Source organism: Arcanobacterium hippocoleae (assembly GCF_031456295.1).
Lineage (GTDB): Bacteria > Actinomycetota > Actinomycetes > Actinomycetales > Actinomycetaceae > Arcanobacterium_A > Arcanobacterium_A hippocoleae.
In genome coordinates this window covers 146,780-167,117 of the sequence record NZ_JAVDUJ010000001.1, presented here as the reverse complement: position 1 = coordinate 167,117, position 20,338 = coordinate 146,780, and the positions used below count along the sequence as shown (strand labels likewise).

19 protein-coding genes are annotated in these 20,338 nt (G+C 47.0%); 1 reads left to right on the top strand and 18 read right to left on the bottom strand.

Features of this window, described 5'->3' with window-relative positions; translation table 11 throughout:
- Nucleotides 1-6: 6 nt before the first annotated feature.
- The 3 genes from J2S36_RS00815 to glgA form a co-directional block, all read right to left on the bottom strand.
- Nucleotides 7-435: an NfeD family protein gene (locus J2S36_RS00815; protein ID WP_309954598.1), complete on the bottom strand. Its 429-nt coding sequence runs from the start codon at nucleotides 433-435 to the stop codon at nucleotides 7-9.
- A 221-nt stretch (nucleotides 436-656) separates the two neighbouring features.
- Complete coding sequence (locus J2S36_RS00810; protein WP_309954596.1) at nucleotides 657-1,442, bottom strand: ABC transporter ATP-binding protein; 786 nt, start codon at nucleotides 1,440-1,442, stop codon at nucleotides 657-659.
- 63 nt (nucleotides 1,443-1,505) lie between these two features.
- Nucleotides 1,506-2,732, bottom strand: coding sequence for a glycogen synthase (gene glgA / locus J2S36_RS00805; RefSeq protein ID WP_309954594.1), 1,227 nt, complete (start codon nucleotides 2,730-2,732; stop codon nucleotides 1,506-1,508).
- A 319-nt stretch (nucleotides 2,733-3,051) separates the two neighbouring features.
- On the opposite strand from glgA, the gene glgC reads away from it, so the two are divergent.
- Nucleotides 3,052-4,296: a glucose-1-phosphate adenylyltransferase gene (gene glgC / locus J2S36_RS00800; protein ID WP_309954592.1), complete on the top strand. Its 1,245-nt coding sequence runs from the start codon at nucleotides 3,052-3,054 to the stop codon at nucleotides 4,294-4,296.
- Between the two features lie 181 nt (nucleotides 4,297-4,477).
- On the opposite strand, the gene J2S36_RS00795 is transcribed toward glgC, so the two are convergent.
- The 15 genes from J2S36_RS00795 to recN form a co-directional block, all read right to left on the bottom strand.
- On the bottom strand, nucleotides 4,478-4,711 hold the full coding sequence (locus tag J2S36_RS00795) for a hypothetical protein (RefSeq protein WP_309954590.1): 234 nt from the start codon (nucleotides 4,709-4,711) through the stop codon (nucleotides 4,478-4,480).
- Between the two features lie 562 nt (nucleotides 4,712-5,273).
- Nucleotides 5,274-6,887: an ABC-F family ATP-binding cassette domain-containing protein gene (locus J2S36_RS00790; RefSeq protein WP_309954588.1), complete on the bottom strand. Its 1,614-nt coding sequence runs from the start codon at nucleotides 6,885-6,887 to the stop codon at nucleotides 5,274-5,276.
- Nucleotides 6,888-7,005: 118 nt separating this feature from the next.
- Nucleotides 7,006-7,329 (bottom strand): metal-sulfur cluster assembly factor, encoded by a 324-nt coding sequence (locus J2S36_RS00785; RefSeq protein WP_309954586.1) that lies wholly within the window; start codon nucleotides 7,327-7,329, stop codon nucleotides 7,006-7,008.
- 115 nt (nucleotides 7,330-7,444) lie between these two features.
- Nucleotides 7,445-7,939, bottom strand: coding sequence for a Fe-S cluster assembly sulfur transfer protein SufU (sufU, locus tag J2S36_RS00780; protein WP_309954584.1), 495 nt, complete (start codon nucleotides 7,937-7,939; stop codon nucleotides 7,445-7,447).
- Nucleotides 7,936-9,231 carry a SufS family cysteine desulfurase gene (locus J2S36_RS00775; protein ID WP_309954582.1) on the bottom strand — a complete coding sequence of 432 codons (1,296 nt, stop codon included), beginning with the start codon at nucleotides 9,229-9,231 and terminating at the stop codon, nucleotides 7,936-7,938. Before J2S36_RS00775 ends, sufU begins: the two co-directional genes overlap by 4 nt.
- 41 nt (nucleotides 9,232-9,272) lie before the next feature.
- Nucleotides 9,273-10,022 (bottom strand): Fe-S cluster assembly ATPase SufC, encoded by a 750-nt coding sequence (gene sufC, locus J2S36_RS00770; RefSeq protein ID WP_309954581.1) that lies wholly within the window; start codon nucleotides 10,020-10,022, stop codon nucleotides 9,273-9,275.
- Nucleotides 10,023-10,064: 42 nt separating this feature from the next.
- The gene (locus J2S36_RS00765; RefSeq protein ID WP_309954580.1) at nucleotides 10,065-10,400 is read right to left on the bottom strand and encodes a non-heme iron oxygenase ferredoxin subunit; all 336 of its coding nucleotides are present in this window, start codon (nucleotides 10,398-10,400) and stop codon (nucleotides 10,065-10,067) included.
- Nucleotides 10,390-11,535: a Fe-S cluster assembly protein SufD gene (gene sufD, locus J2S36_RS00760; protein WP_309954579.1), complete on the bottom strand. Its 1,146-nt coding sequence runs from the start codon at nucleotides 11,533-11,535 to the stop codon at nucleotides 10,390-10,392. The genes J2S36_RS00765 and sufD overlap by 11 nt, the downstream gene beginning before the upstream one ends.
- A gap of 1 nt (nucleotide 11,536) precedes the next feature.
- On the bottom strand, nucleotides 11,537-12,982 hold the full coding sequence (gene sufB, locus J2S36_RS00755; protein ID WP_309954577.1) for a Fe-S cluster assembly protein SufB: 1,446 nt from the start codon (nucleotides 12,980-12,982) through the stop codon (nucleotides 11,537-11,539).
- Between the two features lie 53 nt (nucleotides 12,983-13,035).
- On the bottom strand, nucleotides 13,036-13,728 hold the full coding sequence (locus J2S36_RS00750) for a helix-turn-helix transcriptional regulator (RefSeq protein WP_309954575.1): 693 nt from the start codon (nucleotides 13,726-13,728) through the stop codon (nucleotides 13,036-13,038).
- Nucleotides 13,729-13,874: 146 nt separating this feature from the next.
- Complete coding sequence (gene murJ / locus J2S36_RS00745) at nucleotides 13,875-15,443, bottom strand: murein biosynthesis integral membrane protein MurJ (RefSeq protein WP_309954572.1); 1,569 nt, start codon at nucleotides 15,441-15,443, stop codon at nucleotides 13,875-13,877.
- Between the two features lie 67 nt (nucleotides 15,444-15,510).
- Nucleotides 15,511-16,374: a hypothetical protein gene (locus J2S36_RS00740; RefSeq protein ID WP_309954570.1), complete on the bottom strand. Its 864-nt coding sequence runs from the start codon at nucleotides 16,372-16,374 to the stop codon at nucleotides 15,511-15,513.
- Between the two features lie 69 nt (nucleotides 16,375-16,443).
- A complete protein-coding gene (locus tag J2S36_RS00735; RefSeq protein WP_309954568.1) occupies nucleotides 16,444-17,445 on the bottom strand; it encodes a copper transporter in 1,002 nt (333 codons plus the stop codon).
- A 10-nt stretch (nucleotides 17,446-17,455) separates the two neighbouring features.
- Entirely contained in the window at nucleotides 17,456-18,631 is a 1,176-nt protein-coding gene (gene steA, locus J2S36_RS00730) for a putative cytokinetic ring protein SteA (protein WP_374717339.1), read from the bottom strand.
- Nucleotides 18,624-20,336 carry a DNA repair protein RecN gene (recN, locus tag J2S36_RS00725; RefSeq protein ID WP_309954567.1) on the bottom strand — a complete coding sequence of 571 codons (1,713 nt, stop codon included), beginning with the start codon at nucleotides 20,334-20,336 and terminating at the stop codon, nucleotides 18,624-18,626. Before recN ends, steA begins: the two co-directional genes overlap by 8 nt.
- Nucleotides 20,337-20,338 lie beyond the last annotated feature (2 nt).

Genomic DNA, 20,338 nt, shown 5'->3' with positions numbered 1-20,338 from the left:
CGAAGATCATACGTTTACTTCATAAACAACAGCGTGAGCACCCTCGATTTCCAAAACCGTCACTTCTGCACCAGCAGGTATGATTTGATCGTTTTTCGTGCGGGCACTCCAAACTTCCCCACCGATTTTTACTCTCCCTGAGTTTTCCGTAATTTCGCTGAGCGCTATCGCATTGCGACCCGTCATTGCATAAACATTTGATTCTTTGCCAGTACCAGCATTTATATGATTCCGTGCCCACGGACGCACAAATAAGAGCGCAACTACTGCCACTACCGCAAAGGTGATGATTTGCAAGGTCAAGCTAGTACTAAAAGCAGCTACGATCGCAGTTGAAAAAGCACCGAGAGCAAGCATCATGAAGAAAAAATCAACAGTGATCGTTTCCACGATCAACAACACAATGGCAATTATCGCCCAAATCCCCCAAGACATTTTCATTCCTCTCGATAGTTTCCACCAATATCAGACCAAACACGGCGGATCTGAAATCTTTAGAAATACACAATACTTTCTAACCAGTTTCAGAGTATCAAGAAAAATATGTGCTCTGCCTCAAATCTGCCATACCAAAGTTGGCAATTTTTGCTTTTCCGCCATCGGCTTAGGGAATTCAGCTACACTTTGCGTTTTTACTACCGATTCGCAACTTTCGATCAGCTGGTTTTCGCATTCGCATAAAAACGTTCCCGCACAAAATTTATCTCCATCGGGAGCTGGAATAAATTGCTGATATTTTCCGCGGTAAAAACTTCATCTAGTGTTCCGTTTGCAAACACTTCGCCTGCTTGTAACAACAGCCCATGCGTAAAGCCAGCCGGGATTTCCTCCACATGATGTGTCACCAGTACCATCGCAGGCGCAGATGGATCCTTGGCGAGAGTCGTCAGCGCTGTCAGTAATTGCTCGCGACCACCTAAATCGAGCCCTGCTGCAGGCTCGTCAAGAATCAATATTTCCGGATTCGGCATGAGTGCACGGGCAATTGCCACCCGTTTCATCTCACCCGATGAGAGTGAAGCATATTTTCGTTTCGCAAGCTGATCCACGCCAAGCGACTGCAGCAATTGCATCGCGCGGGCATCATCAGTTTCTTCATACTCTTCACGCCAAGTAGCAGTTTGCCCATAAGCTGCCGTCCGCACTACATCAAATACAAGTGCGTTTCCAGGAATTTTTTGATCTAAAGCAGCAGATGCCAGACCAATCAATGGTCGCAATTCAGCGATATTCACTTTCCCGATTTTTTCACCAAGCACTTCTACGCTTCCGGAAGTAGGATGCAGATAACCGGAGATCAGCTGTACAAGGGTGGTTTTCCCAGCACCATTCGGCCCAAAGATCACCCATCGTTCGCCTTCATTCACAGACCAATTTACATTCTGTAAAATCTCTTTCCCGCTACGGCGAACCAGTACGTTGGTGACGGCAAGTACTCCCATTTTGCTGCAAATCTTTCTCTTGGTTTCAAGAGGCACTGCCTCTCTTCTGGCCGGTGTCTTCGCTTACTGATTACGTAAAACTTCTTCGTAAAATGCTACCGTCTTCTTGGCGATCTCGCTCCATGAAAAATGCTGCTCTACACGCTGACGGCCCGCTTGCCCCATTTCTTTTGCGCGACCACGATCAGCACAAATCTCATTTAGCGCATTTGCTAAATCGGCTTCAAACTTTTCCGGATCTAATGGCGTACCCGTACCATCATCCATTTGCTCGATCGGCACGAGCAGACCCGTTTCCTGATGTACGATGCAATCTGGAATACCGCCAGTATTCGTGCCAACAACAGGCAGTCCAACACTCATTGCTTCGAGATTCACAATCCCGAGGGGCTCATATACAGATGGCGTAACAAATACTGTTGAGCACGCCTCAAGTGCGACGATTTGTGCATGTGGAAGATGATCTTCGATCCAGACGATCCCGTCGCGTTGAGCTTGTAGCTGTGCCACTAATTCACGCGTTTCTGCTGCAATTTCTGGCGTATCTGGAGCTCCTGCACAGAGAATCACCTGCACACTTGCGTCTACCTGTTGCAATGCGCGGAGCAATCCGGGCACGCCTTTTTGCCGCGTGATCCGTCCTACAAAGATGATCGTTGGACGTTGCGGGTCGAGTCCATGGCTAGCGAAATATGCACGAGCCTGCTCCCATTGCTCCGCAGTTTCAGGCGCTTTCCAGTCTGTTAAATCAATGCCGTTATGGATCACCTGCACCCGTGCTGGAGCTACTTTGGGATAGCAGCGCAGAATATCAGCACGCATCGCATGCGAGACGGCCACAATCCCGGCAGCATTTTCATATGCAGTACGTTCGATCCACGATGAGACTTCATAGCCTCCACCAAGTTGTTCACGCTTCCACGGACGCAAAGGTTCAAGCGAATGCGCCGAGATGACATGCGGGATCCCATGCAAAAGTGAAGCGATATGCCCCGCAAAATTGGCGTACCAGGTGTGTGAATGTACGATGCTGGCACCCGCAACACCTGAGACCATCGCCAAATCTAATCCCATCGTTTTCAATGCACCGTTTGCACTTTGCAAGTCAACTGGATAGTCGTATCCATGTACGCTCACACCAGGTACTGGAGATTCTGCGCGCGGTCCATCAAATGCATGCACATGTACGTCCACATGTGCTTTTAATACTCGCGCTAATTCGGTAACGTGCACTCCGGCTCCGCCGTATACATATGGTGGAAATTCACGAGTTAGCAAATCGACGCGCATGGACATCCCCTTTGACTTAAAATTATTTACTTCAGCAGCATTAAAAATCTGATTCGCCTTCCTGCAAATGCTGCCTTCGCTTTTAAGTCTAAACTAAAATTTCATTTTTATGCGGCTATTCAGAAGATCCGCACAGATTTTTGCAGCTGCCCCAAATTTTATGGAAAACTCCAGATTTATTTACTTGTTTAACGATTTAACTAACGATTTGAAAACACATCTTGAATTGGCTATACCTGATGCTCATTTACCAGCTAGACTACTTACGTATGTAGTCTCAACTTTACTCAATGACGAGAATAGTAATTAAGGTGTTGATATGAAAACAAAACCAAATGTGCTTGCAATTGTTTTGGCTGGTGGTGAAGGCAAGCGTTTGATGCCTTTGACGAAGGATCGCGCAAAACCTGCGGTTCCTTTTGGCGGGATTTACCGGCTGATCGATTTTTCACTTTCAAATTTAGTGAACTCGGGTTACTTAAAGATCGTGGTGCTCACACAATACAAATCGCATTCTCTTGATCGTCATATTTCAAAGACTTGGCGGATGTCTACCCTCTTGAATAACTATGTTGCACCAGTGCCAGCTCAGCAGCGAATCGGCAAGAACTGGTACCTTGGATCAGCCGATGCCGTCTATCAATCATTAAATACCATTGATGACGAACGCCCTGATTACGTCGTGATCACTGGTGCCGATAATATTTACCGGATGGATTTTTCCCAGATGGTGCAGCAGCACATTGATTCTGGTTTTGGATTGACGGTAGCTGGTATTCGGCAGCCAAAAGAGCTTTCAAAAGCGTTCGGAGTGATTGATACAGATCCGGAAAATCTCGGAAAAGTACGGCAATTCCTGGAAAAGCCTGTGGAATGTAGTGGTCTGCCAGATTCTCCTGACGAGATCCTGGCATCAATGGGTAATTATGTGTTTTCAACCGATGCACTCGTTGAGGCGTTACATGCTGATGCAAATGATGTTAGTTCCGCACATGATATGGGTGGAAATATCGTGCCTAGTTTTGTTGCGAATGACGATTGCGGCGTATACGATTTCACTTTCAATGATGTGCCTGGAGCTACGGATCGAGATCGGAACTACTGGCGTGATGTCGGTACGATTGATTCCTTCTTTGAAGCTAATCAGGATTTGATTTCAATAAATCCGATTTTCAACCTTTATAACTCTCAGTGGCCGTTATACACTGGCTATATTGGCTTGCCACCAGCAAAGTTCGTTTATGGATATCATGAGCGTCTTGGTCACGCACTTGATTCGATTATTTCTCCAGGCGTTATCGTTTCTGGTGGTGAAGTGATGGGTTCAGTGCTTTCACCGCATGTACGCGTTAATTCATGGTCGTCAGTACGTAATTCTGTACTTTTCGATAATGTGAATGTCGGGCGTAATGCTACGGTTGTGAATGCGATCATTGATAAGAATGTGGTGATCGAAGAAGGTGCGCAGCTTGGTCTTGATCGAGAGCAAGATATTGAGCGTGGCTTTAGTGTGACGGAAAGCGGGATCGTTGTAGTGCCAAAGGGTGCGCGCGTAACTCGTTAGTTAAGTTCGCAAAGATCCCAATTTTGCGCTGTTAATCATGATGAAACGTTTGTGACCTCGAATCGATTCTCAGAAAATATCTGAATCGATTCGAGGTCACAGTTTCTTTTATTTGTATTTTCCCGAAATGCAAGTTTTTCTTTTCAGCACGCGCGCATTCCGAGAAATTGAGAAATCCAGCTTATCCTACTCCGCCGAGCATAAATCCGATGAAGAACAGAATTGCGGGAGTAAATAGTACAGCTAGGAATAGCAGGAATGCGATGAGTGACAAGCGGTACTGCTGCTTTTGACGGATCGCATAAGCAAGATTGGCAATAGCTAAAATCACTCCAGCTGCTGAAATAATCATCAGGCTCATCTGCACCATCTGGAGCTGATTTAATGAAAATGTGTTTGCCAATGGTGATGTCACGATTCCCCAGGCAATTGCAATTATTACAGCAACTCCGATGAGGACTAGCGAATAATCATTTTTTTCATACTGAGTTCAGAGTTCATTTTTCTTCTCATTTCTTACAATCAGGTAGCGAGAAATATAGCTTTGTAGCTTTAGTATCGAAATATCCACGACCACTAGCAGCAACTTTCAAGTATTTATTTACTTGTAAGCTCACATGGTCATGATACGTACAAGACTCCTGATGCTTCAGGTAAACCTACCTGAGCATCAGCAGAGGTCTGCTACAGAAACGGAAATTTTGTGGGCGCAGCTACCGAAGTAGGTACCGATAAGTCAGCCGCAAATAAGATTAAAGCTGCTGCAGGTATCTTTTTCATCAGATCCTCCTTTTATATAAAACACAACACTTCATTGTGATGCGCCTAACTAAAATATACTAAATTAAATCATTCTTGTCGAATACCAAAGTACGACTAAAAAGAGCAAGATAAGACGATTTTCATTCTCCAGCATGAGTCAGTTTTCAAAGATTGAACTACCATCTTTCCCGCTTTGTCTGAAATGTAAAGCAAACTCAAGCAATTGAAAGCAGCTCAAGATAATCTTCACTCCATAAATCCTCAGCTCCATCAGGCAAAATCAATACCCGATCAGGATCGAGTGCGCGCACTGCCCCTTCATCGTGAGTCACAAGAATCACCGCACCTTGATAAGCTCCAAGAGCTTTCAAGATTTCAGCGCGAGATGCCGGATCAAGATTATTTGTTGGTTCATCAAGCATCAGCACATTTGCTTGCGAAACAACAAGCATTGCAAGCGCAAGACGGGTCTTCTCCCCGCCCGAAAGCACATTTGCAGATTTATCTGCATCAGCACCAGAAAATAGAAAAGAGCCAAGGACAGAACGCATTTGTGTCTCGTCAAGATTATCCGCTACGGATTGCATATTTTCATAAACTGTTTTCGTATTGTCAATTGTTTCATGCTCTTGAGCATAGTACCCTAAGCGCAATCCGTTTCCCGGAATTATTTCACCTGCATCGGCTTGTTCAATACCTGCAATAATCCGTAAAAGAGTAGTTTTTCCAGATCCGTTTTCCCCAAGAATAACGATGCGACTTTCGCGATCAACTGCCAAATCCAATCCGGCGAAAATCTCAAGCGAACCGTAATTTTTCACGAGCCCCGAAATTTGCAACGGTGTTTTTCCGCAGTGAGCTGGTTGCGGAAATCTGAAAGCAGCTACTTTTTCGTCTTTCCGCTCTTCCGACACACCGGCTAATAGCTCATTCGCCCGAGCTTCCATATTTTGTGCAGCAACAGCTTTTGTCGCTTTATACCGGAGTTTATTTGCTTGTGCAAGAAGTTGCGCAGCCTTCTTTTCGGCATTTTGGCGTTCTTTTCGTCGGCGTTTTTCATCGAGTTCACGCTGCAATAAATATGTACTCCACCCCATCGCATATTGATCAATCACAGCGCGATTCGCATCAAGATACCAGATTTGATTTACAGTTTCATCAAGCAAATCTACCGAGTGCGAAATCAGAATCACGCCTCCACTGTATGCCTTGATCCAATCACGAAGCCAAAGAATCGAGTCATGATCGAGATGATTCGTCGGCTCATCAAGAAGGAGTGTTTTCGCTTCAGAAAAGAGCACCCGCGCGAGCTCCACACGGCGTCTTTGCCCACCCGAAAGCGTGTGCAATTCCTGTTCTAATACGCGTGCAGGCAATCCGAGTGCAGCAGTAATTTTTGCAGCTTCAGCTTCTGCCGCCCATCCGCCTGCAGCACGAAATTCGGCATCAAGCCGCGCATATCTTTCGATCGCTTTTGTTTGTTTCGGCCCAGAAAGGTTACTCATTTCCCATTCGGCTTTACGGATTCGGCGAAGACTTTCCGCAATACCGCGTACTGAAAGTACCCTATCTTTTGCTAATTGCTGTGGATCGCCAATACGCGGATCTTGTGCAAGATATCCAATTTCGTCACGACGTGAAATCGTACCAGCATAATCAACTACATCAGAATTGCTTGCCTGCCCTGAAAGTAGCTTTAAGAGAGTGGTCTTTCCAGCACCATTACGCCCGACTAACCCAATTTTTTGCCCTTTATCGACGTGTAGGTTTGCATCTTTTATCAGCACGCGAGTGCCGATTTGCATCGTGAGATTTGAAACGTTAATCACAGATAAATTTTAATTCCTGAAGTTGATGTTTAGTAAAATTACAACGCAAAATTTAGCCGCTCCCGCATGGTGCCAGAGCACATCTCATCACGAAAGCGGCTTTTGATTTAATTTCAGCTTAGACGTTGAAACCGAGCGCACGCAATTGCTCACGTCCGTCTTCAGTAATCTTTTCCGGCCCCCACGGTGGCAGCCAAACCCAATTGATCCGAAAATCATCCACGAGATTCGCAACCGCCATATTGGACTGCTCTTCGATCATATCGGTAAGCGGGCAGGCAGCCGAAGTGAGCGTCATATCCGCGATTGCACTGCCGTTTTCAAGCGTGATCCCGTAGACGAGTCCGAGATCCACAATATTGATCCCAAGTTCGGGATCAATTACATCTCGTAGCGCTTCTTCAATATCAGCTACAGTTACCGGGTTCTCCATTTTTCTCATTTCTTAATTCGCTGTTATTTTTGATCATAACGCAGCGTACTTTTATTTCTTTTTAATTATGACTGCTGGCAGAAAATAATCCTTGACTTACTACTCGATGTTCTCTGCACCGGCTTTATTCACAGTGGCAGGTTTGCTCGCTGGCTGCACCTTTACCATCTTGCGAACCTGCTTGTTCGGTAGCTTCGCGCAATGCCATCCAGCCTAAAAGTGCACATTTGATTCTCGCCGGAAATTTTGCGACGCCTTGAAAAGCTGCCGCATCATCCAACAAATCCGCTGTCGCATCATCGATCGCGTGTCCGCGTCCGTCCATCATTTCACGGAATGCTGTAGAAAGTTGCTCAAAGCGTGTCAATGATGTGCCAGTGAGTAAATCGGTCATGATCGAAATAGATGCTTGCGAAATAGAGCATCCGCTTCCTTCCCAACCAATTTTTTCGATCTTGGTGCCGTCAGCGCTTAGTTCAACCTGCATTTTCACTTGATCCCCACACGTAGGATTGACTTGAAAAGACTCGCCTTGCGCATTCGTCAAAAGACCTTCACCATGACGTTCACGAGAAGCATCGAGAATAATTTGTTGATATAACTGTTCGAGATCGTTCATGATTCCTTTCCTTCTGAATCTGCCAACCCGAAAAAGGCGCGAACTTTACCCAGTGCAATAATAAATGCGTCAATATCTGCTTTTGTATTATATGGCGCAAGCGAAACTCGACTTGAAGCACCCACTGCGAAATGTTGATGCACCGGCTGCGCGCAATGGTGCCCGACACGCACTGCAATACCTTGCGCATCAAGTACTTGCCCAACATCGTGTGGATGTACACCAATTACTTCAAAAGCGACCACACCGATTTTATTTTTCTCCTTCGCGGTCGCCGGACCGAGCACGCGCACATTGGGGACTTGTGAGATTTTTGCACATAAGTATTCAGTCAGTATCGCTTCGTGATCTGCTACAGCAGCCATCCCATACTTTTCAAGATATTCGACGGCCGCCGCAAATCCTGCCATGAGTTCTACCGGCTGGGTCCCCGCTTCAAATTTCTCAGGTACCCGCGCATAGGTGGTCTCTTCCATGCGCACTAATTCGATCATCGACCCGCCGTATTGAAATGGTGGAAGCGTATCAAGTAGCTCAAAACGCCCATAGAGTGCGCCAATACCTGCTGGCCCAAACATTTTATGTGCCGAGAAAGCAGCAAAATCTACGTCTAGCTTTCGAAAATCTACAGGCAGATGCGGCACCGATTGGCAGGCATCAAGTACCACCAATGCACCATGCTGGTGTGCTTTCGCAACGAGTTCAGCTACCGGGGCTATCGCACCCGTCACATTTGAGATATGTGCAAAAGCAAGAATTTTCGTCGAATTGTCAATCACATCTGCCGTTTCGAGATCAAGTGTGCCATCAGATCGTAAATCGATCCAGCGTAATTGTGCTCCAGTACGCAAGCATAGCTCTTGCCAGGGCAGCAGATTCGCATGGTGTTCAGCGCGAGTCACGACGATCGAATCTTTTGCACTGAGCCGAAAATCGAATGCTTTTCCGCGCCCCTGCCGACCGAGCGTGTAATTCCCGATTGCGTATGCCAGCAAGTTGATGGCTTCAGTAGTGCTTCGCGTCCAGATTATTTCTGCCGGGTTTACACCAACAAAATTTGCCACCCGCGCACGGGCAGATTCGCAGATCTCAGTAGCTTCTGCAGCCAGCTGATGCGCCCCCCGATTAACAGCTCCGTTATGTTGCGTCAAATGTTTCGCGATTGCATTTATCACCGAGCTGGGAAGTTGTGCAGTAGCTGCTGAATCGAGATATACAAGCCGATTACTGCCACTCATTTCACGTTGCAGGAGCGGAAAATCATTGCGCGGAAATAACGCGTCAATTTCCATGTCGATCTCCATCAAAGTTTCAGGTTTCAAGCTTTCAAAACTTAATTCTCGTATGCCGCATATCCCTCATCTTCGAGCTTTTCAGCAAGCTCTGGCCCGCCCGATTCAGCCACACGCCCATCAACAAATACGTGTACGAAATCCGGATGAATATATTTCAGGATCCGCGTGTAATGCGTGATCAGCAGAATTCCTGATCCTTCTTTTTCATGTACGCGATTAACTCCCGCTGATACCAGCCGTAATGCATCAACATCCAGTCCTGAATCGGTTTCATCAAGTACCGCAAATTTTGGTTTCAGTAATTCCATTTGCAAGATTTCCAAGCGTTTCTTTTCCCCGCCAGAGAATCCATAGTTTACATCTCGTTGTGCGAAATCGGCATCAACTTTCAGGTTTTCCATCGCCGCTTTCATTTCCTTAATCCATTCACGCAGCTTTGGTGCTTCTCCAGAAACAGCCGTCTTTGCCGAACGAAGGAAATTTGATACAGACACTCCTGGTACTTCAACAGGATACTGCATTGCGAGGAATAGTCCGGCACGGGCACGTTCGTCAGCCGACATTTCCACGAGATTCTCACCATCAAGCAACACTTCGCCTTCAGTGATCGTATATTTTGGATGCCCGGCAATTGAATATGCCAATGTCGATTTACCTGAACCGTTTGGCCCCATAATCGCGTGGATTTCACCGTCGTTGATCTTCAAATCGACCCCGCGTAAAATCGGCTTATCACCTTCAGGAGTTTCTACTGATACATGAAGATTTTTGATTTCGAGATTTGACACGATATTTTCTTTTCTCTTGAAGTTATAAATTCGATTGAAATACTAATTTTGAGCAGCGAGCTCAATGCATACACGATCATTTTGAATCGTTACCGGATACGTTTTTACAGCCACCGTTGCTGGCGGGCTCAGGGGATTTCCCGTAGCCAAATCGAATAATGCGCCATGACGCGCGCATTCGATACTTTCACCTTCCACAAAGCCTTCAGAAAGTGCGATCCGACCGTGCGAACACCGATCATGTATCGCAAACCAGCGATCATTTTCAGTATGAATAAGTGCGATTTTTATTGACGTACCAGTTGCGTCAACTAGGTCGTAGCTCCCTACGTCTCCCGTTGCCACATCTGCTACGCTGCATATATCCTTACTTACCATTATTTGATCCCATCGTTATTGCAAGCTCTTTATCGATGGCTGCAATCAGCTTTTCCTGCACCGATTCGACGCCGATCTGATTGATCAACTCCGCAAAAAATCCGCGCACCACGAGCCGTCTTGCTTCATCCTCCGGGATCCCACGAGACTTCAAATAGAAGAGCTGCTCGTCATCGAAACGACCTGTTGCCGAAGCATGACCTGCGCCTTCGATTTCACCGGTCTCAATTTCCAGATTTGGTACTGAATCAGCTTTCGCACCAGGAGTCAAAATCAGATTGCGATTTAACTCGTATGTATCAGTTCCTTCGGCATTTGGCTCGATCAGCACATCACCGATCCACACTGAATGTGCTCCTTCGCCTTGCAATGCACCTTTATATGTAGCATTTGAACGGCATTTTGGATGATTATGATCTACCAGTAAACGATGCTCAAGATGCTGCTGCGAATCAACAAAATAAGCGCCAAGCAACTCAACATCTCCACCTGGACCGGTGAAATCCACGTTTGTGGTAACACGTACGATCTCGCCACCTAAAGTCACCACGATATGCTTAAAGGTTGCGTCTTTTCCGACCCTGATCCGGTTTGAAAGCGTATGCGCCGCAGGATCATCCCAGTCTTGAATCGTGACCAGAGTGAGATGTGCTCCGTCGGCTACACGCACTTCGATCCCCTCTGCAAAACGTGCAACTCCAGTATGTTCGATCACCACAGTTCCTTCCGCAAAAGGCTGTGCATCTACGAGCAGCTCACATGCAGAAATTTCGGAATCATTATTTCCATGAATTTTCACTACTGCTTCTGAAGAAAGTCTTACATCCCGCAGAAGTGTAACTACATGTGCTTTCTGGAAGTTTTCCCAAGCGAGAGCACCAACACGATCATCGGGAGGAAGCACTTTCCCAAGGCGTGAATCATCACGTTCAACTTCCGCATATTCGACATCGCCCGTAACTTCTACCGTATAGTGCGCACCTGGAGTTTGTGCCGCGAAAAAATCAGTAATCTTCTCAATCGGTGTAAAACGCCATTCTTCCTCATTGCCTTGCGGAACTTGGAAATCAGCAAGATTGAAAGAAACCAATCTATCTGCACGAGAATTTACTTGTTTCGTTAAAAATTCGCTCATCTTAGCCTACCGATCCTTCCATCTGCAGTTCGATCAGCCGATTCAATTCAAGTGCGTATTCCATCGGAAGCTCACGCGCAATTGGCTCTACAAAACCACGTACGATCATTGCCATTGCTTCAGTTTCTTCCATTCCACGGCTCATTAAATAAAAGAGCTGATCTTCAGAAACTTTCGTAACGGTAGCTTCATGCCCCATTTCCACATCATCTACTCGCACATCAACATAAGGATAAGTATCAGTCCGTGAAATTGTATCTACCAGTAGCGCATCACATAAAACATTTGATTTTGCGTGCGTCGCATTTTCGTTTACTTGTACTAAGCCACGATATGATGAGCGCCCGCCACCTCGTGAGACTGATTTTGAAACGATTGAAGATGAAGTATGCGGTGCCAGATGCACCATTTTTGCACCCGTATCCTGATGCTGACCTTTTCCAGCAAAAGCAATCGAGAGTGCTTCACCACGCGCATGTGCACCTGTAAGGTAACAAGCTGGATATTTCATATTTAGTTTCGAGCCAATATTCCCATCGACCCACTCCATTACGCCGCCTTCTTCTACAATCGCGCGTTGTGTGACGAGATTAAGTACGTTACTAGACCAATTTTGAATCGTGGTATAACGCACACGCGCGCCTTTTTTCACAAAAATCTCAACGACTGCAGCGTGCAATGAATCCGACTTATAAATTGGAGCGGTACATCCTTCCACATAATGGATGTAGGAATCCTCGTCAGCAATGATCAGCGTCCGCTCAAACTGCCCAAGATTTTCGGTATTCATGCGGAAATATGCTTGCACTGGAATTTCTACATGCACACCCTTTGGCACGTAAATAAAAGATCCACCAGACCAGACTGCAGTATTCAGCGAAGCAAATTTATTATCGCCTGCAGGCACTGCTTTACCGAAATATTCCTTGAACAACTCCGGGTATTCCCGTAAACCAGTATCTGTATCAAGGAAGAGCACGCCCTGGCGTTCGAGATCTTCACGAATTTGATGGTATACCACTTCTGATTCGTATTGCGCAGCCACACCAGCTACCAGCCGAGCTTTTTCCGCTTCCGGGATTCCAAGACGATCATAAGTATCTTTGATATCTTGCGGAAGTTCCTCCCAGCTGCCAGCAATTTTTTCCGTAGATTTCACATAGTACTTGATCGAATCAAAATCGATATTTGATAAATCTGCACCCCAAGTTGGCATCGGACGCCGAGAAAATAACTTCAATGATTTCAAACGGAGTCTTAGCATCCATTCCGGCTCATTTTTCATTGCCGAAATATTCCGAACTACTTCTTCACTCAAACCTCGTTGAGCCTGTTGCCCTGCCTGGTCAGAATCGTGCCATCCATATGCATAATTTTCATGACCAATAGATGCAATCGTTTCTTCCTGGGTCAAAGATTCCTTTGTACCCGGTGCGCTTTGCGTCATTAGTTTTTTGTTTCCTTTCAGCGGTACTCACGTATCGCTTGATTTACTATGCCCTATTGGGATCTCCGGTTGTGATGATTTGGTATCTTGTGCGTGTTCACAATCGGAATATTTGTAGTGCAGACATGCCCGCCACTGGCTAACGTCGAAAGCCGTTGGATTGGCACCCCCAGCAGCTTTGCGAAAGCACGCGTTTCAGCTTCGCATAGCTCGGGAAATGCGCCGGCAACATCTTGTACCGGGCAATGCCCTTGGCATAGTTGCAGTGAAATTCCGTGCGGACCTCCACGCCGGAGTGTGGTCATGAATCCATCACGATCCAAAGCCTGACCAAGCGCTGCAACTTTATCTGCCGGATGCGGACCAGCCGCATCCACAATTCCTTGATAACGCGATTCTAATGTTTTTGTGCGCCGTTGAGCGAACTCATCAATTCCACTATCTCCCAAATTTTCACGCACAAACGCCAAAGCATGAGTAGCAATATCAGCATATGCCTCATTGAGCTGAGCGTGCCCGTGGTTAGTTGCCACATAACGACGGGAAGGACGCCCGCGTTTGAGCGGTAAGTGTGATGGCGTCTCATAGAGTTGAATGTATTCGTCTTCGATCAAAGTTGTGATATGCCGACGCACCGCAGCTGGAGTAAGCACAAGAATCCGTGCCAACTCCCCTGACGTGATTGGCCCGCGTTCGACGATGAGCCGAAGGATTTGTTCACATGTGCCCAGATCATTACGATCCATAGGACCTCCTTCACACGCTCTACTTCATTTTCACAATTCAAAACCAAACAAACTGTATAAAATGAAGAAAAATCGACATTCCAAGAAATTAATCATTACACAACATTCTTGTTGCAAAAATCGATTTTTGCAAGTTCAGAGAGTTTCTATTGCCTCACTGAAATACGCTGAAAAAGCCACCAGATCCCGCCCGTCCCGCTCAAAATAATGATGCTGCCAAACACAGCTGCCGCAAATGCACCAAGCACAGACGGAAACATCTCAACATGGATCCACTGTACGACCCGCCAAGCAATCCAGGTCATTGGTGCAATCACTGCCACCAATGACACTATCAGCCGGAGTATTCCGCGAATCGCATCCGCCCCAAGCACCTGATATATTCCGCGGACACACATCACTGCACCAACACTCATGCCGATCGTTAATGCCACTCCAATTGCAAAAAGTGCATTTTCCCGTCCGGCAAGACCAAATACATTCCAGATGACGAGAGTGAGGCAAACCGACCCCCAGGCGAAAGTATTTTGCAAGACGACCTTTTTTCCATGACCCAATGCATACATTATCCGCGCCACATGGTAGAGCAGCGAAAATCCAATCAGCCCTCCCGCCATAGCCTGCATCAAAGAATCAAGATAAGCAATATCACGCCCCACTTCGAGCACCGTCTTCGCAGGTTTCGCCAGTGCAACCAGCATCGCAGCAGCGGCAGCTCCAAACAGAATCACCAACTGTGTGGAACGACGCACCAACTGCAGCGTGAGCGCAGAATCTTGCGCTGCCACAGATGCCGAAATTTTTGGAAATACCGCAGTTGCAATCGGCACACAAAGCACGCCATAAGGCACCATAAAAACCGTGTACGCATAATTGAATGTAGTAAAAGCCCCCACGCCACCAGCCGAATTGGCGATGTACATAATCACGACAATAGCGATTTGCTGTGCACTGAGAGCCGCTAAGCCTGCGCCCGCCAATGCAATTGATTTCGACGCAACACCTGCAGGAAATTTCAATGTAAACCGAAAATGCAGTAGTTTCCGCATGGGCAAAATCTGTGGCAGCGAAAAAATAACCACTCCGAAAGTAGTACCCAACCCAAGGATCAGCACCCCACTGTAATCCACCTCGGAAGCTGCAATATCGGCACCAAAATAATAGGCATAAGCGCTAAAACTAAGAATCACCGCAATCGATGAGAGCAACGGCGCAAGGGCAGGCAATCCGAATTTTCCATGTGCCTGAAGCACACCTGTAAAAACCACAGAAAGCCCGTAGAGCGGGATCTGGATCGCAAATATTTGCAATAACGTAGCTGAAAGCGAAATCACAGCCGGATCAGTGGCAGGCCCAAAAAGGACGGATACAAGCGGATACGCCGTCAATCCCACAATAACTGCGACCGGGATACCGACCAACAAAATCCATGAAATCAACGCAGAAACCGTCTGTGATAACCGATCATGCTGCTGACGCGAGACATAACCGGCAATCAGCGGAATCACGGCACCAGCAAGCGCACCTCCAGCTGCTACTTCAAATAATACATTCGGCACAGTATTTGCAGTATCGTAAGCACTGGCAACAGTGCCATCAGACATCGCCCACGATTGTGCTAATTTACGTGCCAATCCGGCAAGCCGCGAAAATACCGTCAAAATAGCGATCAACCCGGCAGCACCAGCGAATCCTTTCACAGCTTTCTTCGTCATTAAATCCTGCTATCTTCCAAAACTTGCCGCTTTTGATCCCGCTGAAAATCGAATTATCGGTCTTTGCTTAACGTCCGAGCTGATCGATCCAATTCAGCACAGTATTTTCTTGGATCACTTTTGAAAAAGAAAATTTTTCAGAAGCAAAATTTAAACCGATAATTACGCCAGCGATACCGAGCTTCGGCAGTAGCTGCGTCTTTGTGAAATCAGCAAATTGCACACCAAGCACACTCCCAAGGGCATTGGCACCCAAATCACCAAGCATTTTTTCCCCGCTGAGATCTTTGGCAAGTCCAAGCATACTTGTCGTAATCAGACCACAGCTCAGCGACTTCGCTACATCATTCTCCGAGATAAACGCCGGCACAGAACCTGCAAGACTCACTTTCAATGCGCGTCCGGGAGCTAAATCAAGCAAATTCAGAAAATTCGCTGTGCCTGCCACAATCACGGCATCTACCCCAGTGATCAGCAAATTTTTCACTGCCGTCTGGGCATCCTGCTGAACATTTTTTACGTTACCAATTGCCGCTTTCTGCAGCATCAGCGCGCTCAAAACTGCGCCCGATCCGATGCAGATAATTTTCAGCATCCCAGAGGTCAGCTGCCCCCTTTTTAACGCCCCAAGATGCCCTTTGAAACCTTTTCCAACAGCAGGAAAACGATCCTCTAAATGGTCATCAATAAATCCGGCAGCACCACTAGCGATCGCAGCTACAAGATGGGCTTTCCCATACGGTGTATCAACTTGTGTGATTCCACTCGTAATTACCCCGCATGCCGATTCAAAACCGCCAAGCAAGGAAACAGCTGAACCGTCGTGATGACGGCGCTCCCATTTTTGCTGACTAAATCTAGCACCAATTTTTCGGGCGCACGCCACTCCGGCCGCTGCTGTGAATGCTGCAAAAGGTACTTGCCACCGCATTTATCTCTCCAGTTTCAAAGTTCGAATCAATTTTACTGAGCCGAATCTTCCGAATTAGTATTTTGCAAATCAGCCTTCAGCTGGCGGCGTTGCTGCAGCTGGTTGTGTTGGAGCAGGAGCCTCCACAATAATTCGTTTCCCAACCACCTCTTGCGCGCCTTGAGCAAAACCATAGGCAACCGTCTGATCTTTCAATTCTGCGGCAACTGCCAACAACACGTTCGTCACTCCCAATGGACCATTCAGCGCATCCACGCTTGATACACCAGCGCCTGAGGTACGCACATGCAATACCAAATCATTTTGGGAATTTGCATATCCGCCAAGTACGCTCGGCAGCTTCTCCCCAATCAGCTTCACCAGTGCGCCGAAAGTCTTCGTATCATAATCAGCCTGGGCAACTTGATCAGGATCTTGCGTAGTTCCCTTTTTCGGAGTCAGATCCGGAGTATCAGGACTAACGAAAATAACCGATGTAGCAGCGGTTTTACCTCCGTCAAGCACTTTTAAAAGTGCCGTATCGGCGCCTGTCATCAGTTCCGCAAGCGTTTTATTTGTTTCAGCCTCAGTACCGTCTTTCACTATTTGCGCTAAAGCTAAAGCAATGATCGTATTGGCATCACTGGCATCTTTTGCCGCTGGTACATAAGTTTTGATTTGTTCGGCAAATGATGAACGGAAAGCAGTATTATCGGCACTGGTCCAAGCTGGCTGAATTTCATATACTCCGCTTACTCCAGCCCCGGTCAATGCGACTTTTTCCTGCACCTGCTTTACATCATCACCATCAGCATGAGGCAGCGTGATAATTGCGATAGATTGCTTTGGCAATATGCCTTCAAGCAGAGTTGGCGCAATTTCCTCAAATGCAGTCACATAGCCAGCTTGCGTTTTTGCAAGCTTCTCGTTTTCACGTTTTAATTCTGAATTCGCTTCCCGCAGCGAATCAACCTCACCCGAGAGCGCATTCCCAATCGAATTTTGCAACGGCCCTGCACCAAGTACAATGCCCACCGCTAAAGCAAAAAATACAGCCACAAGAGAAACTATGTGGTACCGAAAATCAACCATCTAAAATCACCTAAAATCCCTTAAACCAATGAATCATATCGGAGAACCAGACCTGCACGAGATTCAATGTAATCTGCCCTACCGGAGTGGAATATACCGCTGCTCCAAGTGTGACCAGCCCAGATATCAATAAAAGCGCAATCAGCCAGTTCGAAATCCGCGAACGGTATAGTTGAGAAACCCCTTTTGCATCAATCAGCTTCGCACCTACCTGCAGGCGAGTTAAGAAAGTTGATGCCATCCCGCGCCGTCCTTTATCTAAATATTCAATCAAAGTTGAATGCGTACCGACGGCCACGATCAACTGTGCATCTTTCGCGTCCGCAAGCAGCATCGCAATATCCTCTGACGTACCCGTAGCCGGGAATACTACATGCGGAACTCCTAAATCTTCAACACGTTTCTTTCCCGGTGCACGCCCGTCACGATATGCGTGCACAATAATTTCCGCGCCGCTGCACAAAGCTTTGTCTGAAACGGAGTCCATATCGCCAACGATCATATCGAGCTTATATCCAGCCTCCAAGATTGCGTCTGCGCCACCATCAACGCCAATGATCACTGGTCGATATTCACGAATGTAATGCGCTAGGGCGTGAAGATCTTCCTTATAGCGATACCCGCGCACCACTACCAGCGCATGCCGTCCCTGAAACTTCGTGGAAATATCAGGCACACCAATCCCATCAAGAATCAAATCCTGCTCTTTTTCGACATACTCCATCGTATTTGATGCGAAAGCTTTTAGCTGTGCAGTGATCCCACTTTTGGCAGCATCCATATTCGCTTTATTCGTGGAGATCGTTTGGAGCGTCCCTTGTGAAATCAGCACTTCACCGTGATAAACCTCGCCGTTTGGAGTGACGCGCACTTGCGTTCCTTCAGGAAGGTCCATCACCGCAGAGCCTAAATCGTCAATCAAGGGCAAACCTGCTTCCAGGAGGATTCCCGGCCCAAGATTTGGGTAACGCCCAGAAGTTGATTTGGCCGCGTTTAAGACGAGCCGGGGCTTACATTCAACTAGCGCTTCAGCTGAGACACGGTCAAGATCTTCATGATCGATAATTGCGATATCGCCTGGACTTAGCCTTTTGGTGAGATTTTTAGTGCGCTGATCAACCTTCGCACTGCCAATCCATTGCTCTGCATTCTCAGGAGTCTCGCTTCTAAAAAATTTATTAAACACCACGATCCAATCGTGCCATAGAAACGGCGGAAATAAGCTCAGCTGCATGTGTGCGTGCCGCCTCAGAATCTTTTTGCCCAGAAAGCATCCGCGCAAGCTCTTTCTCTCGCTCGTCATCGGTAATCTTCCAGACTTTAGTTTCTGTTTGATCTGCCGCGGTTTCCTTTTCCACCACTAAATGTGTACTGGCGACGGCCGCAACTTGTGCTAGATGCGTTACGACAATTACTTGTGTGCTTTGTGCAAACAGCCCGAGCCGTCTGCCTACACTCAATGCGGTTTCTCCACCAATGCCGGCATCCACTTCGTCAAAGATAAATGTGTGATGTGATTGTGCAGTTTGTTTTGCGAGTGAAACTTCGATCGCGAGCATGATTCGAGACATTTCACCACCAGATGCAGTTGCAGCCAGTTTATTCAATGGCGCTCCCGCGTGCGGCGCGAGCAAAAATTCGATATCATCTTGCCCGTATTTACCAGGTACAGCCATTTTTTCAAGCTGTACTGAAAACTTTGCATCCTTCATTGCAAGCCGATTGAGCTCACGGGAAACATCTTGCGCAAGTTTTGCTGCCCCTTTTTTCCGGAAAGCAGTAATTTTTGCAGCCATCTCTGCACATTCAGCTTCTGCTTTCGCTAAAGAAGCGGAAAGTTGTGCCAAGTATGTATCTGGATCAGTGATTTCTTGCAATCGATTATTGGCATCTTCCCGTTTGGCAAGAATCGTGGGGATATCCATACCTAGTTCACGTGTCAGTGCAGTTAAATCTGCTCGGCGCTGATGGATCGCATTTAGCTGTTCGGGATCCGCATCCAGATTTTCTAGTGCCGTCACTAAATCGGAAAGTACTTGCGAAATAATTGTGGTACTTTCAGCAAGTGTTTTTGCAGAACTTTCAAGATCCGGATCATGGGTTTGGGAAAGTTCACGCTGTGCAGTATCGATCATATTCACTGCACCAGGTTGATATTCGTCGCCTTCCAAGAGTTGCACACTCTGCGCGAGCGCACTGCGCAAAGCTTCAATGTTATCAAGGCGCATTGCTTGTGCGCGTAGTTCATCATCTTCGCCGAGCTTTGGATCAACTGCATCGACCCGTTTTATCAGCGCTTCCAATGCAAGCCGTTCGGCAGCAATTGCTGCGACATTTGCTTTCTCTTGAGTGAGCTTGCGCGATAATTCCTGGCATTTTTGCCATTTTTCAAGATACTCTTGGGAGATCCGCATTCCTCGCAAACCGATGTATTGATCTAAGGCTTGCAAGTGTTCTGTTTTGGAAGCAAGCCGGATTTGGTCTTGCTGCCCATGTACGGTAAAAAGTTCTGCCGCAATTTCCTGTAAGGTCACGATGGGGACGTTCACTCCGCCTAAATATGCGCGCGAACGGCCTGATGCAAGCACTTGCCGGGATACGATTATCTCTGCATCTTTACCGTCAGAATCGACTTTTCCTCCAGCTCTGGCCACTATTTCACAGGCAAGTGAAGCGGCTGGCACGCGAAAGACTCCCGTGATATTGGCGCGTTCCTCCCCGTGCCGTACCTTTGCAGCGGTTGCTTTTGCTCCCATTAACAGCATCAGCGAGGTAAGCACCATCGTCTTTCCAGCACCAGTTTCACCCGTCAAAACGTTCATACCTGATCCGAAGCTTAACTGTGCAGCGGAAATTACGCCTAAATTTTCAATCGAGATCTCTTCAATCATTA